At 37.4% G+C, this 14,096-nt stretch carries 13 protein-coding genes, 1 rRNA gene and 2 pseudogenes; 5 read left to right on the forward strand and 11 right to left on the reverse strand.

The genetic code is table 11. From position 1 onward, the window contains the following. Positions 1-93: 93 nt before the first annotated feature. The 4 genes and pseudogenes from DVJ99_RS09120 to DVJ99_RS09135 form a co-directional block, all read right to left on the reverse strand. Entirely contained in the window at positions 94-2,559 is a 2,466-nt protein-coding gene (locus tag DVJ99_RS09120; RefSeq protein ID WP_114603975.1) for an ATP-dependent Clp protease ATP-binding subunit, read from the reverse strand. An 11-nt stretch (positions 2,560-2,570) separates the two neighbouring features. Further along, a complete protein-coding gene (locus DVJ99_RS09125) occupies positions 2,571-3,578 on the reverse strand; it encodes a protein arginine kinase (protein WP_105994735.1) in 1,008 nt (335 codons plus the stop codon). Positions 3,579-3,581: 3 nt separating this feature from the next. After that, a pseudogene (locus tag DVJ99_RS09130) lies at positions 3,582-3,986 on the reverse strand (UvrB/UvrC motif-containing protein); the annotation flags it as partial. Positions 3,987-4,120: 134 nt separating this feature from the next. After that, positions 4,121-4,582, reverse strand: a complete 462-nt coding sequence (locus DVJ99_RS09135) for a CtsR family transcriptional regulator (RefSeq protein ID WP_114603976.1) — start codon at positions 4,580-4,582, stop codon at positions 4,121-4,123. Between the two features lie 172 nt (positions 4,583-4,754). On the opposite strand from DVJ99_RS09135, the gene DVJ99_RS09140 reads away from it, so the two are divergent. Further along, a complete protein-coding gene (locus DVJ99_RS09140) occupies positions 4,755-5,966 on the forward strand; it encodes a NupC/NupG family nucleoside CNT transporter (RefSeq protein WP_105994737.1) in 1,212 nt (403 codons plus the stop codon). A gap of 76 nt (positions 5,967-6,042) precedes the next feature. Here DVJ99_RS09140 and DVJ99_RS13130 read toward each other — a convergent pair whose 3' ends face one another. From DVJ99_RS13130 to DVJ99_RS09150, 4 genes and pseudogenes are all read right to left on the reverse strand, one after another. After that, on the reverse strand, positions 6,043-6,198 hold the full coding sequence (locus DVJ99_RS13130) for a hypothetical protein (RefSeq protein WP_162912166.1): 156 nt from the start codon (positions 6,196-6,198) through the stop codon (positions 6,043-6,045). A gap of 70 nt (positions 6,199-6,268) precedes the next feature. After that, a complete protein-coding gene (locus DVJ99_RS13135; RefSeq protein WP_162912167.1) occupies positions 6,269-6,442 on the reverse strand; it encodes a hypothetical protein in 174 nt (57 codons plus the stop codon). Between the two features lie 95 nt (positions 6,443-6,537). Further along, positions 6,538-6,837: pseudogene (locus DVJ99_RS13475) on the reverse strand (minor capsid protein); the annotation flags it as partial. A 68-nt stretch (positions 6,838-6,905) separates the two neighbouring features. Next, positions 6,906-7,151, reverse strand: a complete 246-nt coding sequence (locus tag DVJ99_RS09150; RefSeq protein ID WP_114603977.1) for a hypothetical protein — start codon at positions 7,149-7,151, stop codon at positions 6,906-6,908. Between the two features lie 1,541 nt (positions 7,152-8,692). Between DVJ99_RS09150 and DVJ99_RS09160 the strand changes: the two genes are divergently transcribed. Further along, positions 8,693-9,181, forward strand: coding sequence for a GNAT family N-acetyltransferase (locus DVJ99_RS09160; RefSeq protein WP_114603978.1), 489 nt, complete (start codon positions 8,693-8,695; stop codon positions 9,179-9,181). Between the two features lie 39 nt (positions 9,182-9,220). On the opposite strand, the gene pdxT is transcribed toward DVJ99_RS09160, so the two are convergent. Both pdxT and pdxS read right to left on the reverse strand, forming a co-directional pair. Next, positions 9,221-9,799 (reverse strand): pyridoxal 5'-phosphate synthase glutaminase subunit PdxT, encoded by a 579-nt coding sequence (gene pdxT, locus DVJ99_RS09165; RefSeq protein WP_114603979.1) that lies wholly within the window; start codon positions 9,797-9,799, stop codon positions 9,221-9,223. Position 9,800: 1 nt separating this feature from the next. Further along, complete coding sequence (pdxS, locus tag DVJ99_RS09170) at positions 9,801-10,688, reverse strand: pyridoxal 5'-phosphate synthase lyase subunit PdxS (RefSeq protein ID WP_114603980.1); 888 nt, start codon at positions 10,686-10,688, stop codon at positions 9,801-9,803. 96 nt (positions 10,689-10,784) lie between these two features. Here pdxS and pdxR point away from each other — a divergent pair, with 96 nt between their 5' ends. The 3 genes from pdxR to DVJ99_RS09185 all read left to right on the forward strand — a co-directional run bounded on the left by pdxR (position 10,785) and on the right by DVJ99_RS09185 (position 13,914). Beyond that, the gene (gene pdxR, locus DVJ99_RS09175; RefSeq protein WP_114603981.1) at positions 10,785-12,155 is read left to right on the forward strand and encodes a MocR-like pyridoxine biosynthesis transcription factor PdxR; all 1,371 of its coding nucleotides are present in this window, start codon (positions 10,785-10,787) and stop codon (positions 12,153-12,155) included. 10 nt (positions 12,156-12,165) lie between these two features. Further along, a complete protein-coding gene (locus DVJ99_RS09180; RefSeq protein ID WP_114603982.1) occupies positions 12,166-12,639 on the forward strand; it encodes a GNAT family N-acetyltransferase in 474 nt (157 codons plus the stop codon). Between the two features lie 135 nt (positions 12,640-12,774). Next, a complete protein-coding gene (locus DVJ99_RS09185; protein ID WP_114603990.1) occupies positions 12,775-13,914 on the forward strand; it encodes an MFS transporter in 1,140 nt (379 codons plus the stop codon). Positions 13,915-14,008: 94 nt separating this feature from the next. Here DVJ99_RS09185 and rrf read toward each other — a convergent pair. Further along, a 5S ribosomal RNA gene (rrf, locus tag DVJ99_RS09190) occupies positions 14,009-14,096 on the reverse strand; the annotation flags it as partial.

Raw genomic sequence — 14,096 nt, forward strand, 5'->3', positions numbered from 1 at the left:
ATATAAAAAGACTCCCTTTAAGCAGCACTGATTTCAGCTGCTGCTTCAAAAGGAGCCTTTGCTCAACAAATACTGATATTACTTCAACATCGCTTATGCTTTTGTTGCTGTAGTTTCAGTTTCATCTGTTTTGCGATCATTAATATTATATTCGAATTTTTCACCGTTATGGTCCACTACAACATCTTTGCCTTCTAATTGGTTGCCGTCTAAGATCAATTCACTTAAGTTATCTTCAACTGTTTTTTGAATTGCTCTGATTAATGGACGTGCACCGTATTGAGGGTCATAACCTTCTTCAGCGATTTTTTCTTTCGCTGCTTCAGTTACTTCGATATTAATATCTTGTTCAGATAAACGATCTGTAAGCTGGTTAACCATTTTCGTAACAATTTCTTTCAATTCAGCTTTATCAAGTTTGTGGAAGACAATGATATCATCGACACGGTTTAAGAACTCTGGACGGAATGCATTTTTCAGTTCTTTCAACATTGTACTGCGGATTGTTTCATAGTCCGCACCTTCATCATTACCGCCGCCGAAACCAGCGAAGCGTTGATCTTGAAGTTCTTGTGCGCCGACGTTTGAAGTCATAATAATCACTGTATTGCGGAAGTCTACACGACGTCCTTTTGTATCCGTTAAGAAACCATCATCTAAAACTTGAAGCATGATGTTGAATACATCAGGGTGTGCTTTTTCGACTTCGTCGAATAAGATAACTGAGTAAGGTTTGCGTCTTACTTTTTCAGTTAATTGACCGCCGTCATCATGACCTACATAGCCCGGAGGCGCTCCGACTAAACGACTCACTGCGTGTTTTTCCATGAATTCACTCATGTCGACACGAATCATTGCATCTTCGTCGCCGAACATTGATTCTGCTAATGCGCGTACTAATTCAGTTTTACCTACACCTGTCGGTCCTAAGAAGATGAAGCTTCCGATTGGACGTTTAGGGTCTTTAAGACCTGCACGTGCACGACGTACTGCTTTACTGATTGAAGTCACAGCATCTTTTTGACCAATTACACGTTTGTGCAATGTGTCCTCTAAGTTAAGCAGACGTTCAGATTCTGTTTCGTTCAAGCGTGTTAATGGAATGCCTGTCCATCCGGCAATAACTTCAGCGATATCGTTTTCTGTTAATGATGTGTTAGAACCGCCTTGTGCATTTTTCCATTCATTTTTCGCTTCTTCATATTGTTTTTCTAATTTTGTTTGTTTATCGCGAAGGTTCGCAGCGTTTTCGAATTCTTGTGAATGTACTGCTGCGTCTTTTTCATTTTTAACTTTTTCAATTTCTTGTTCGATTTCTTTCAAGTTTGAAGGTGTCGTATGACTTTTCAGTCTTACTTTTGAACTTGCTTCATCGATTAAGTCGATTGCTTTGTCTGGTAAGAAACGATCTGAAACATAACGGTCGCTTAAACGCGCAGCTGCTTCAACCGCTTCATCAGAAATATTAATACGGTGATGCGCTTCGTAACGATCGCGTAAACCTTTTAAGATAGCAATTGTATCTTCAACTGTCGGTTCATCAACTTGTACAGGTTGGAAACGACGTTCTAATGCTGCATCTTTTTCAATGTGTTTACGGTATTCATCTAATGTTGTTGCACCGATTGCTTGCAGTTCACCGCGTGCTAATGCTGGTTTTAAGATGTTTGAAGCATCAATAGCACCTTCAGCACCGCCGGCACCGATTAATGTGTGCAATTCATCGATGAATAAGATAACGTTGCCTGCTTGGTGAATTTCTTCCATAACTTTTTTCAATCTTTCTTCGAATTCACCGCGGTATTTTGTACCGGCAACAACTGTACCCATATCAAGAGACATTACACGTTTGCCTTTTAATGTTTCTGGTACTTCATTATTTACGATTGCTTGTGCTAAGCCTTCAGCAATTGCTGTTTTACCTACCCCAGGTTCACCAATCAATACTGGGTTGTTTTTAGTACGGCGGCTTAATACTTCAATGACACGTGTAATTTCTTTATCGCGTCCGACAACCGGATCTAATGTGCCGTCTTTTGCGATGACTGTTAAGTCGCGTGCCAAGCCGTCTAACGTAGGTGTGTTGTTTGATTTAGCAGCTTGTGCATTTTTATTGCTCATTTCAGGACTGCCAAGTGCTTTAACCACTTGTGCGCGTGCTTTTGTAATATTTAAATCCAAGTTTGCGAATACACGTGCAGCTACACCTTCGTTTTCGCGGATTAAACCAAGCAGGATATGCTCTGTTCCGACGAAGTTATGGTGTAATTTGCGTGCTTCGTCCATTGAAAGTTCAATGACTTTCTTAGCTCTTGGTGTATAGTGCAATGTACCGATTTGTTCTTGGCCTTGACCGATCAGTTTTTCAACTTCTGATACAACCAAGTCTTCTGTAATACCGAAACTTTCTAATACTTTTGCTGCAATACCCTCAGGTTCTTTCATTAATCCAAGCAGCAAGTGTTCCGTTCCGATATTTGAGTGATTCAAACGAATCGCTTCTTCTTGTGCATGTGCTAATACACGTTGTGCACGTTCTGTTAATCTGCCGAATAACATAGCAAAACCTCCTATTTTATATGTTCTCTGATTACATTTGCTCTTTGTTCTTTAATTGAAATTCGATTGTTTTCGTCTATTAAGAATGGCGATTGAATTGCGACCATCATTTGGTTGAAATTAAAGTCAGGCAATTCATCAATGTAGCCTAAATCAATACCTAATTTGACTTCGCTCAAACGCGTTGATGCTTCTTCCATAGAAATCATACGGCTATAGCGCAGCAGACCCAGCGAACGGTAAATGCGGTCTTGCATTTCAATAAGACTGTGATAGTCTAATTGCTTGCGGATCTGCATTTCTTCAGCAATAATCTGCTGAACAATTTCTGTTAGAGTTTCAATGATTTGTTCTTCCGTTCTTCCCAAGGTCAACTGGTTTGAAACTTGATAAATGTGTCCGTACACTTGAGAACCTTCTCCGAAAATACCGCGGATTGTAAAGCCGAAACGATTAATTGTTTGTGCAATACGATTCATGCGTTTCATAATCGAAAGTCCCGGCAAGTGCAGCATGACACTCGCACGCATACCTGTTCCGATGTTTGTCGGACAAGTCGTTAGATAGCCGAGTTGTTCATCGAAACTGATATCTAAAGCGCGATCAAGCCGATTATCTATTTCTGAAGCGCTTTGATATAAGCGTTCCAAGTCCATATCTGAACTCATTGTCTGTATTCTGATATGATCTTCTTCATTTACCATTATGCTTAATGATTCATCTTCATTCAACAATACTGCTGAAGCCGGCTGCTCTATTAGTTCTTTACTGATGAGATGTTTCGCAACTAATTTCAGTTTATCTGTCTGCTCAATCATTTGAAGGTTGATAACTTTCAAATCCGGCAAAGCATCTTGTACTTCGTTGATGACTTTTTGTCCTTCAACATCTGAAGTAAACATTAAGGGATGAACATGATTATTCAAGTTTCTGGCAAGTCGAATACGTGAAGACATCACCACTGGTGTTGCAGCGTCTTGCTGCATCCAATTACTCATGTACATTGAATGTTCGCTCATGTATTATCCCTCGCTTTCTTCTTTTAGTGCTTTAATCTCATCGCGGACAACCGCAGCTTCTTCAAATTCTTGTTTCTCTATCAATTCTTGTAAATATTTATCTTTTGCTTCTATTTGTTTCTTAATCGCTAATTTGTGCTGAGAGGAGACTGGTGTCTTGCCGACATGCTCGATTTGACCGCCTTGCACACGTCTGACAATATCCACAATATCCTCTTTAAAAGTAGTGTAACATTGTGCACACCCAAACTTCCCTTTATATGCAATATCTTTCAGTGTCATATGGCAATTCGGGCATTTCTTTTCTTCTCTGATTGTTAAGTCTTCTAATTGTATACCGTGCTTAGAAGCCAAATGCTGAAGGATTTGTTTTATAACAAAAGAGCCTTCCATGTCATCTTGATTGTTCTGCCATGTAGGTTCCTCTTCATTACTTTCTGCTATTACTCTCTTTATTGTTTTAGGTTGTATTTCATTTTCGCTGTGCTTATCAGACTTTGGTGTATGCATTGATTTGTCAGCCATGTGCAGCCTCCTATCTATTAATAGTAATTAATGACCGGTAACAGCTGTTTCAATATATTTGCTCGAACAATATCTCTTGCGACAACTTCCATTCTAAGTGTGTCTCTATCTATCACTGCAAGCATCATTTTGGCTTCGCGCAGTGTAATATATTGATTATCAAGCAATCCTTCGATCACATAATGTGCTTGTTGCTGAGAAATAGAATCGCCGATGATTTGTAAGAGGTGATCAATGTAACCCTTCGTATCCTTAGTTTCAACTTTCGTGATTCGGATATAACCTCCACCACCGCGTTTACTTTCAATTTCATAACCGTGTTCATTGGTGAATCTTGTCTTAATTACATAATTAAGCTGAGAAGGCACACAGTCAAAGCGTTGAGCAATATTCGCTCGTTGTATCTCAACAACATCTTTATTTGATTCCTCAAATAAATGTTTAATGTACTGTTCTATGATGTCGGACATATTGTGCATGGATATCACCCCTTTTTTTGACCTTCTTTGACTATATTATATGACCAACTTTGACCTTTTTCAACCAATATGATTTAAAAAATTTTCGACAACCTTAAAATTAGGATGTTCGTGAGCGTTATTTTCCTGTATCATATTGGATGAAATAAAAAATAAAGGATGAAGTTAAACCATGCATATACTTATTGCTTTAATTGGGATTGTTTTCTTTTTAGCACTTGCATTTGTTTTCAGTTCTGATAAGAAGAATATCAAATGGAAATATGTGGGTATCTTGCTTGTCATCCAATTCATCTTCGCTTTCCTACTATTAAAAACAAATGTGGGAATTACTGTAATTGGTGGCATTGCCCATGGCTTCTCTTACCTGTTGTCTAAAGCAGCAGAAGGAGTTAATTTCGTGTTTGGAGGGTTTAAATATGTAGACCCTAAAAACCCGCCGTTCTTCTTTAACGTATTATTGCCGATCGTATTTATCTCTGCGATTATCGGGATCTTGCAATATACAAAAATCTTACCGCTTATTATTAATGTTTTAGGTTTCTTGATTTCAAAAATCAACGGTATGGGACGTTTAGAATCTTATAATGCCGTAGCAGCTGCGATTTTAGGACAATCTGAAGTATTCATTTCATTGAAAAAACAACTGCCTTACATACCTAAGCAGCGTTTATATACTTTAACTGCTTCTGCGATGTCTACAGTTTCCGCTTCAATTATCGGTGCATACTTTACATTATTAGATCCTAAATATGTGGTAACAGCGATTGTCTTAAACTTATTCGGCGGTTTCATTATCGCTTCAATCATCAACCCTTATACAGTGGATGAAAAAGACGATAAACTATTAGTCGAAGAGACAGGCGCAAAACAGTCGTTCTTTGAAATGTTGGGAGAATATATTTTAGACGGCTTTAAAGTGGCAGTGATTGTAGGTGCGATGTTAATCGGTTATATCGCTATTATCGCTTTATTAAATGGTATTGTCAGCGGTATTTTCTCTGGCGTATCTGGCGGCGCAATCAAATGGGACTTCCAAACATTAATCGGATTTGTGTTTGCACCATTTGCATTCTTAACAGGTATTCCTTGGGGAGATGCAGTGAAAGCAGGCTCATTAATGGCGACTAAATTATTATCTAACGAATTCGTTGCAATGCTTGATTTAGGCAAAATGCAAGGCTTATCAGAGCGTGCAGTCGGCATTACATCTGTATTCTTAGTATCATTTGCGAACTTCAGTTCAATCGGTATCATTTCAGGTGCCATCAAATCTTTAAACAACGAAAAAGGCGACGTGGTTGCCCGCTTCGGTCTTAAACTTTTATTCGGTGCAACACTTGTATCATTTATTTCTGCAGCAATTGCAGGATTCTTCATGTAAGCACCTTACTACACAACGGCTTCCTTTTCAGGAGGCCGTTTTTTGCGTTGCATTTCCTCGTTGACCTTGTCATCAACTATTTTTGTTCGGGTGTCAAATTTGTTTCAGTATTGTCCCCAGGTTCTGCATTTTCACCGTTTTCTTTTTGTTCAGTTTGGCCAGTATTTCCATTATCTGCGAAAAATTGCAGTTTCAACTTTAATAAGCGTTCAGATTGTAATAAGTTTGTCATGTTTTGCACCTCTTATAGTATTGAGCACGGTTTGGGCATAATAAAAAGCCACCACATTAAATGTGATAGCTTAGCTTAAAATATATTTATTTGCATAAAAATCAGATAAACTTTCATTCTTTTTAATGCATTCTTTTAAAATTAAAACTTTTTGCCGTTCGGTAGTCACTTGCATATACATTGTTTCTGGTTCTTCACCAAACTTTTTAATGTATTCTTTTAATACTTTTTCATAATTAACCAATTTTCAACACCTCCACTGCAATTTCTAATAGTTTCGCATAAAACTTGTACGATTTTGGCAACTCATTTTTTATTAATTCTAATGATTTTGGATCTGAATATATCTTGCCAGTTACCAACATATGGCGCTGTTGTACTTCTGCAATTCGGGTGCATAGGCGGTGCATTAACACCTGGCACCATATCTTTAACATAAAATACTTTATCGTCGTTCTGTCTGCATATCTTACTTGCGCGTTCGTCTAATTTAGCTATGAACTGGTATTATACATCATTGCCCAATGTCTCTTTATACTGCAGTTTCTGTGCTTTTGTTATGAGCAATCTTTTTGTATTGCTTACGGTTTGGTCTTGTTTCTTGCGAATTTCAGACACATATTCATAAGGGGGTCGACCTCAATTAATGTGATAGCTTAAAAAAGTGTATAAAAATAGCACCTTAACCGCTGTTTTTGGTTAGGTGCTTACCCCCATGCTACAAAATCAGTTTCGGGGAATTCGTTATTTCCTATGTTCTCTTTTATTCTTTGTATTGCATGGCCTAAATAAATAGAATAGTACCCGCCTAAACCTGATTTCGTTGCATCAACTACTTTTCTGTCTGCTAGCCTAATTGTAACTTTCCCTTGGTATTCCTCAGATCTATCTTCAGGAAAATAATTGTAAGTGACAAAAGATTTATTTTTTTCTAGTAACTTTATTGTTAACATTTAATTACCCTATCCCTTCCACTTCTTGTGAATAATTGTATTTTCTTTCTACAATGCTATGAGCTTTACTATATGAATAATTATACTTGTTCGTCAAATAATGTTCGAGTGCCTCATGATGCTTCAATATAATATCTCTTTTTTTAATATTATCCCCTGCACTCAATCTATTCCAACTAAAAGCAATATTATAATCTGAATCAAAAGTTTTGAAACCATTTCTGAGTTGATATTTGTTTTCAAACAAATGCTCGTAAACACGTTTTATTGTATTTTCATTTAGTCCTGTGTTCTTAGATATATTTATTATTTCTTGGCACTTATCTCTTTTTTGATTTTATTGTACAATTCATCTGAAATTTCAATTCTTTTTTCCCAATATGAATCATTATTATCGTTTAAATCTACTTCTATTGTAGCGCCTAAAACCCTTTTTGCAGTATCGTTTTTTAATTCTATACTAATATCTTTTACATCATCATCATTTAAGCTGTACTTACCTTTTCTGTCTTTAAAGAATTTATCCCACCAGTTTTCAACGTATGGGGCTGTTATGCTTCTGTTATGAACAATCTTTTTGTAACTCGTATTGATTATTCCAAAGCCTGTCCGACCAGTTTACATTGCCAAAATCTGCATTAACTACTTCTATGACCAGATCGGTCCACTATCTGTCTTGTCTTTCTATGTAACAGTTATTTATAGTACTTATATTTTATCTCCTCAAATATCACGATTCTTTTTCTTGTCCTTTATCTTTTTAATAAATAAAGGTAATAATAATAGAAGTAAAATAGGTAACTTCATAAGTCACATCTCCTTTTCTTTTAAATTTACAATCTAAAGTTTAAAAGAAAGACATACCCAAGCATACTTTTCATTCAAATTATTAATCACAAAATATTGCCATTCCTACTAAACCGCCACCATTTACAGATTTTAATTCTTCTAAACTTAACTTTCTTTTTTTCGACTTCATAAAATCAAACCTAGAATTTTAAATGCAAACGTTTTTCACTTATATTATATTTCATAAAATCTATAGAAATCAACTTGTTTATGCACCATTAAAAAGGAAGTAGTTGGATATTGAGGTATCCTTGGAATGCAAAACAAGTTATCTTTAATATCAATATTCATTTGAAAATCCACATCAAAACTGCTATTTTTAAAATAAGAATATTCTAACTATTTTAACTATCGATTAAACTTTTTTCTCTCTAGCATCTATTTTTTACTTTTTTAGTTAATACATTGTCTATGAAGAATTATTGTTTGAGGGGCTGAAGTCTGTAATAACACTAAAATAACTAATTTTGGTGCGAAAATAAGTGTTATCTAAAGAGACGCTTTATAGTAAGTGATTTAATGTTTGTCAAAGCTAATTCTAAATGATGAACATACGCTCATCTGCTAGAGACTGTAAATATTAGATTTTTGAACCTGAATTTAAATCGATTCACCACCCTTTCGCTGAAGATGAAACCATGGTGGGTGAATAATTTAAATATATATACACAAAATAAAAAGAAGGTGTCCCTATGAAATTGAATGAGATACACATCAGTAAATTCCAAGAAACAGATACACAAGCAGTTGTAGATTTAATAATCGACACGCTTAGAACGACAAACATTAAAGATGAACCGAAGGAAGATATCGAAAGTTACGCAAAAGATATCACACCTGAAAGCATTCAATATAAAGCAGAACACGTCAATTTCTATGTTTTCAAGATGAATGATCAATTAATCGCCACAGGTGCTATCGGTCCTTATTACGGTAGTGAAACAGAATCGTGCTTCTTTTCTATTTTTGTCTCTCCTGATTACCAGCAGCAAGGTATCGGAAGATTGATTATGGATACTTTGGAAGATGACTATTATTATCATCGAGCAGAGCGTCTGATTATCCCTGCTTCTATTACGGCTGTTCAATTCTATAGAAAACGCGGCTATGATTATATAGACGGCAATCAAACACCAGATCATGAGGGTCTGATATATCTTGAAAAATTTAATGCAACATAAAAAAGCGAGCAACCTTAATGGCTGCTCGTTTTTGATTGCTTATACATTTGCTTTTTTACTTTCAGCAACAATATGATCAATAAAGTATTCTGTAACACGATAATCATCTGTTAATTCAGGATGGAAAGAAACACCTAAATAGTTGCCTTCTCTCACTGCTACGATTTTATCGCCGACTGTACTTAATACTTCTACATTGTCACTGTTTACTTTTTCGATATGCGGTGCTCTGATGAAGACCGCTTCAATATCTTCTGCAATACCGTTAATGTCTAATTCAGACTCGAAACTGTCTACTTGGCGTCCGAATGAGTTGCGTTCAACAGTAATATCTAATTTCTTCAAGTAACCTTCTTCACCGACGATATCTTGAGCAAGGACAATTAAGCCTGCACAAGTTCCGAACATCGGCAAATCTGAATTGACTAATGCTTCTTTAAAGCCGTAGAGATTCATCAAACGGCGCAATGTCGTTGATTCTCCTCCAGGCAAAATTAAACCGTCAATTTCTTCTAATTGTTCAACACGTTTGATTGCGACACCTTCGTGACCGCTTAACTCAATATGGCGCAAGTGCTCGCGCACTGCACCTTGCAAAGCTAATACGCCGATTTTCATCTTACCAGCCACGCTCTTGCATACGTTCTTCTAATGATAATTGGTTAACATCTAAACCTTTCATTGCTTCACCTAAGTCTTGAGCTAATTTACCGATGAGTTCGTAATCAGTATAGTGTGTTGTTGCTTGAACAATTGCTTTTGCGAATTTTTCAGGATCGTCTGATTTGAAGATACCTGAACCTACGAATACACCATCAGCACCTAATTGCATCATTAACGCAGCATCTTGAGGTGTCGCAACACCGCCTGCTGCGAAGTTAACAACTGGTAAACGGCCATTGTCTTTGATTGATTTTAAGACTTCATATGGTGCACCGATTTCTTTTGCGAATGTCATGATTTCATCATCCGGCATTACTGTTAATTTAGCCACTTCTGAATTAACTTGACGCATATGACGTACAGCTTCAACGATGTTGCCTGTACCAGGTTCACCTTTTGTACGTAACATTGCAGCACCTTCGCCGATACGACGTGCAGCTTCGCCTAAGTTGCGGCAGCCGCATACGAATGGTACTGTGTAGTCGCTTTTCAATAAGTGATACTCTTCATCTGCTGGTGTTAATACTTCTGATTCATCGATATAGTCTACACCCATTGCTTCTAATACACGTGCTTCTGTGATGTGACCGATACGGCATTTAGCCATTACAGGAATAGAAACAGCATCCATAACTTCTTGTACAATTTTAGGATTGCATGCACGTGCTACTCCGCCAGCTGCTCTGATATCTGATGGTACACGTTCAAGCGCCATAACTGCTACTGCGCCTGCTTCTTCTGCAATTTTAGCTTGTTCTGCATTGACAACGTCCATGATAACGCCGCCTTTTTGCATTTCAGCCATTCCTCGTTTTACTCGATCTGAGCCTACAATTTTAGACATACTAAATACCCCTTTTCTGATTGATTAAATCCAGTTTAAAGGATAAACTGATAGTGTTAAAGGACCAATTTCGATAAATAATAGGAGGTCAGTTGAATGAAGCAACCCTTATACATGCAGTTATATCAAACTTTAAAAGAACAAATCATTGAAGGACAGTATCAATCTGGTGACCGTTTCCCGTCTAAACGCCGTTTAGCAGAACATCATTCCTTAAGTAATACAACGATAGAGCATGCCTATCAGTTCTTATTAGATGAAGGCTATATCTATTCAAAACCGCGCTCAGGCTATTATGTATCAGATATTGAATCTTTGCCGATTGTGACAAAAGACAACCCTGTCGCAGATATTAAGAAAGAAGCACCCGCTGCTTCTGATATACAATTCAGTTTTGACCTGGCACGTATCGATACACAACACTTCCCTTGGCAGCAATTCCGCAAGTATTCGCGTGATGTCTTTGATGAATCTATGCCGGACATTTTACAACCTGGCCATCAGCAAGGCGAATATCGTTTAAGACAAGCGATTGCACATTATCTCTTTAACAGCCGAGGTGTGAATTGCCATCCAGAACAGATTATTATCGGTTCTTCTACTGAACAATTAATCAACCAAGTTACTGATATCTTAACAGACCGCTCTTACATCATTGAATATCCGAGTTATCCTCCTATCAAGCAAGTATTAGATAAAAAGGAATTGGATTATAAACAAGTACCTGTCACGAAAAGCGGTATAAATATGAAACAAGTCTTTAATTCCAATCGCCAAGTTGTATATGTGACACCTTCACACCAATTCCCTACTGGTTATGTGATGAATTTAAAAACACGTACACAATTGATCAACTGGGCCCACCAGCACCCTGAACGCTTTATCATTGAAGATGATTATGATTCTGAGTTCCGATATTTCAGTAAGCCGATTCCTGCCTTGCAAAGTTTGGATACGACGGGAAAGGTTATTTATATAAGTACCTTTTCAAAATCACTCTTTCCAAGCTGTCGTATCGCATTTATGGTATTGCCTAAAGCCTTAATACAAACTTATGATGCATTGCCTGACAAAGAAGGCAATACAGTCCCTGCACCTATGCAGTATATGGTTGCACAATTTATGGAAAAAGGTTCATTCGAACGTCATTTAAATAAAATGCGTAAAGTTTATCGTCATAAATTGACTTACATTATCGATGCTTTGTCACCTTTTAAAAATCAGTTGCTGATAGAAGGTGCCACAACCGGCATGCACTTCACATTGACCGTCAAAAATGGTTTGGATTTGGATACTATCTTAAAACGTGCAGAAACGCATCATGTAAAATTAAAACCCTTGGTGCACTATATGAAGAAAGAAAATTATGATGTGCATGCCCCTAAGTTTATTGTAGGTTTTGGAGGCATTCCAGATGATGAATTAGAAGCGCACACGCGAGCATTAATCAAAACTTTAGTACGATAAGGAGGAAACTATGCATGCCATTCAATTAATCCCATATGTTCCGAAATATAATGCACAGCTCGCAGAGTTCTCTATAGCAAAAGAAGAAAGTGCCTTTGCACTTACGCCTTTAGCCGCATTAGAAGATTTAGCGGATCAAGAATATCCTGTCATTGTATTGTATGAACAACTACCTGCCGGCTTCTTAAGGTTGAATCAAAATCAAGAACGTTTCGGACTCACTGACAATCCAAATTCCATTTTGGTCAAATCATTTTCTGTGACAGAAACTCTGCAGGGCCAAGGAATTGCACAAAGTGCACTAAAACAGCTTCCGAATTATGTCAAACAGCATTTTCCAGAAGTGGATGAAATTGTTCTTTCCGTAAACTTCAAAAATCCTAAAGCAATTCATGTTTATAAGAAAATAGGATATAACGATACAGGACGTGTTATCGGCGGTAATGCCGGTCCGCAACATGTTATGTCTTATCACATAGATTAAGTGAGCACAAAAGTGTTCACTTAATTTTTTGAATAATTTTTGTACATTGACTCTCTTAATGGACTTCTATATAATCGGAACATATTTGCGTTTTTCGGAGGTGTAAATGTGAAGAAATATCCCATCGCAATATGGATGCTGGCTATCGGCGCATTCGCTATCGGAATGACAGAATTCGTCATTATGGGTTTGCTTCCAAATATTGCGCATGATTTTAAAGTAACAGTGAGTCAAGCAGGTCAGCTGATCACAGGCTATGCTTTAGGTGTGGCAATCGGCGGTCCGATTTTAGTCATGCTCACGATCAAATTAAACAGAAAATATTTACTGATTTTGCTGATGTCTATTTTTATTATCGGCAACATCGCCGCATCATTCAGTACAAGTTACGGTTTCATGATGACAGCACGAATTATTACTTCCCTTGCCCATGGTTCATTTTTCGGCATCGGTTCTATACTTGCGGCTAATATGGTTCAACCTCAATATCGTGCAAGTGCAATGGCACTGATGTTCATGGGCCTTTCACTCAGCAACATTTTAGGTGTACCCTTTGGCACCTTAATCGGCCAAAATTTTGGATGGGCTATGACATTTATTGTGATTGCCATTATCGGCTTTTTAGCATTGTTAGGTATTATTGCTTTTGTACCTAACCCTAAAGCAGCATCCCAATCCTCTGTATTGAATGAGCTGAAGATCTTAAAAGAGAAACGTTTATGGCTGACTTTAGCAGTAACGCTCTTCGGCTTCAGCAGTGTTTTTGCATATTTCACTTACATCTCTTCTATTTTGATAGATGTATCGCACATTAAAGAAAGTCTGATTTCCTTTATGCTGATTATTTTCGGTGTGGGTGTCACATTAGGTAATATGATCGGCGGAAAACTGGCAGACTGGAATTTGAACAAAGCATTAAAACTGATTTTCAGTGTCTTTATTCTTTATTTCATTGTGCTGTATTTCATTCAAATGAATGGCATTATTATGGTTTTAGGTATTTTCCTCTTTGGTGTGATCGGCTTTAGTATGAGCCCTTCACTGCAATTTAAAAGTACCATTATTTCACAAGATGCTCCGACATTAGCAAGTACGCTTAACCAATCGGCATTCAATTTGGGCAATGCTTTAGGCGCATTTGTCGGCGGACTCGTAGTCACGCATTTGCCTATTGCTTCTTTAAGCTTGATCGCTCCATTGCTGACATTAATCGGTTTAATCTTTTTATTGATTTCCATCCAAGTAGACAAACAACACCCAGATACAGCGTCATAGTTTATTATCTGCCTTCATGTTATACAACATGGAGGCTCTTTTTGATTATCCGCTAAAAAAGGCAAAAAAAAGAGACCCGATTGGGTCTCTAATTGCCTGGCAACGTCCTACTCTTGCGGAACGTAAGTCCGACTACCATCGGCGCTAAAGAGCTTAACTTCTGTGTTCGGCATGGGAACAGG

The organism is Staphylococcus sp. EZ-P03 (assembly GCF_003344575.1).
Lineage (GTDB): Bacteria > Bacillota > Bacilli > Staphylococcales > Staphylococcaceae > Staphylococcus > Staphylococcus simulans_B.